At 62.6% G+C, this 2,190-nt stretch carries 3 protein-coding genes; 2 read left to right on the forward strand and 1 reads right to left on the reverse strand.

The genetic code is table 11. The annotated features are described in order from the left end of the window. The first annotated feature begins 388 nt into the window (after nt 1-388). Nucleotides 389-1,378: a radical SAM protein gene (locus CH339_RS23515; protein ID WP_170138634.1), complete on the forward strand. Its 990-nt coding sequence runs from the start codon at nt 389-391 to the stop codon at nt 1,376-1,378. A gap of 42 nt (nt 1,379-1,420) precedes the next feature. Continuing rightward, nucleotides 1,421-1,903 (forward strand): GNAT family N-acetyltransferase, encoded by a 483-nt coding sequence (locus tag CH339_RS23520; protein WP_111436851.1) that lies wholly within the window; start codon nt 1,421-1,423, stop codon nt 1,901-1,903. A gap of 140 nt (nt 1,904-2,043) precedes the next feature. Here CH339_RS23520 and CH339_RS25480 read toward each other — a convergent pair. Next, nucleotides 2,044-2,190 (reverse strand): integrase core domain-containing protein (locus CH339_RS25480; RefSeq protein ID WP_146610289.1); only part of this gene is annotated, 147 nt, incomplete at its 5' end.

Raw genomic sequence — 2,190 nt, forward strand, 5'->3', positions numbered from 1 at the left:
GCCGTCGAGGGCTTCGACGGCCGCCCGCTGCTCTGGGTTGAGGTCGGCAAGGTATTCCGGCCCGCCACCGCGCGCCGAAAGCGCCCGCGCGGCAATGCCGCCGGCGACGGGTTCGCTGGCGCCGGCCATCAGGAGCCCCTCCGGCGAGGATGAGGGCGGTTCGCGTGCTGGTATCTGGAATCTCTGGTCATCTGATTCGGAACTATAGCGCGTCCTGGCGGCAACAAAAGGATTCGGAACGAAATGTAAACATCGTTCGGGCGCAGGCGGACGACGCCGGCGCCGGCACACCCCTGGCGGGCGGTGCCGGCCGGCCGCCGCCTTTACCATTGGCTTTGCAATGTTATATGGCTTGGGAACTCCAGCCACGACTGCCAACGGTGCGCCTATGACGAAGCCTGAACTGCGGCTCAAGAGCGACGAAGCCTCCAAAGAGCCCGACCTCCTGCCGCTGTCCGCCTTCAAGGAGGCGCCGCGCATCATCGTCATCGACGTCACCAATTCGTGCAACCTGCGCTGCCCGGTCTGTCCGGTGACGATCGCCATGACGCGGCGTCGCGGCATGATGACGATGGAGACCTTCGAGCGGATCATCGGCGATTTCGAGGGCGAGACTGAGAAGCCGGAGATCTTCTTCAACTTTTCCGGCGAACCGACGCTGAACCCGATCCTGCCGCGCCTCGTCGCACGCGCTTCCGGCGCCGGCCACAAGACGTTCCTGTCCACCAACTGCACCAAGCTGTCGGAGCGGCTCGCCGAGGAGCTGATCGGCGCCGGGCTCTCCCGCGTCTATCTGTGCATGGACGGCTTCGACAAGGAGGCCCAGGAAGCCTACCGGGTGCGGTCGAACTTCGACCAGGTCAAGCGCAACATCGAGATGTTCATGCGCACCCGCGCCCATCTCGGCGCCGACAATCCCTTGTGTATTCTGCAGACACTTCTGACCGCATATTCGGAGCACCAGGTCGACGACATCACGGCCTGGGCGAAAGAAATCGGCATCGACCGGATCCGCTTCAAGACCTTCTCCTCCGGCACCTACACCAGCGAGGAGGAAAAGCGGACGGCCGAGCAGTTCATTCCGAAATCGCCGGAACTGCGCCGCAACGTCGCCAACACGGTCTCCCCGCTCTGCGACGAGCCGGTCGCCGCGACCCTGGTCTTCTGGGACGGCTCGCTCGGCCTTTGCTGCATCGACTACGACCAGAAGGTCGCAATGCCGAACATCAAGGACGGCGGCTTTTTAGCGGCCTACCGCTCCGACGAAGCCGCCAAGGCCCGCCGCGACGGCTACCTCAAAAAACACGAAATCTGCGCCAACTGCTCCTACTCGAACGCGGAAAACATGGGCTACAAGGTGGATTTGCGGAAGGGGTGAAGCCCTTTCCGACTTACAGATATCCGGCAGACCACACGCCCCATGATCCTGGACATCGCAACGGCCGGCGCCGACACCCAAGCGGCATTGCTGACCCTCAACAACGACCACAGCCGTGAAACGTCGGCGCTGACGGCGGCCAAATGGCACGACCTCATCTCCGGCGCGTTCCTTGCCGGCTACGTTCCGCCGTCATCCTCCTTCCTGATCGCGTTCGACGAACGGGCCGACTACGAGAACCCGAACTTTTCCTGGTTCGCCGACCGTTTTCCGCGCTTCGTCTATGTCGACCGGATCGTCGTTTCCGCCGGACAGAAGGGGCAGGGTCTCGGCCGCCAGATGTATGCAGAACTCTTTCGAAGAGCACATGCTGCGGACCGCATAGTGATCGGCTGCGAGGTCAATCTCGAGCCGCCGAATCCCGGCTCGGACGCCTTCCACGCAACGCTGGGCTTCGAGGAGGTCGGGCGGGCATACCTCGCCGACCGCAGCAAGACCGTGCGCTATCTGGTCAAACGGCTGTAATGCGCGAGACGTGCAGGCGGGATCGGATCAAGAACGTCATCGCGACGAGCCGTAGGCGACGCGGCGATCCAGAGCAGCTTGCTCGGAGAATGCCGCTCTGGATTGCCGCGTTCGCTTCGCTCACTCGCAATTGTGCAAGTTCACGAATTCGGTGATGGCTGTTCGGTTTTCTTTTGTTCGGCGAAGCTCTTCGGGGGGATGTTTCCGATTGCCTGGTGGGGCCTGAACTCGTTGTAGTAGATGATATATTCGATGAGCTCGTTGGCCAGGTGCTCGGGGGTGTCGAA

Source organism: Rhodobium orientis, from assembly GCF_003258835.1.
GTDB lineage: Bacteria > Pseudomonadota > Alphaproteobacteria > Rhizobiales > Rhodobiaceae > Rhodobium > Rhodobium orientis.

Excerpts from the sequence above, each read along its gene's own strand:
- CH339_RS23515 (WP_170138634.1), top strand. The coding sequence starts at position 389 with ATGACGAAGCCTGAACTGCGGCTCAAGAGCGACGAAGCCTCCAAAGAG.
- CH339_RS23520 (WP_111436851.1), top strand. The coding sequence starts at position 1,421 with ATGATCCTGGACATCGCAACGGCCGGCGCCGACACCCAAGCGGCATTG.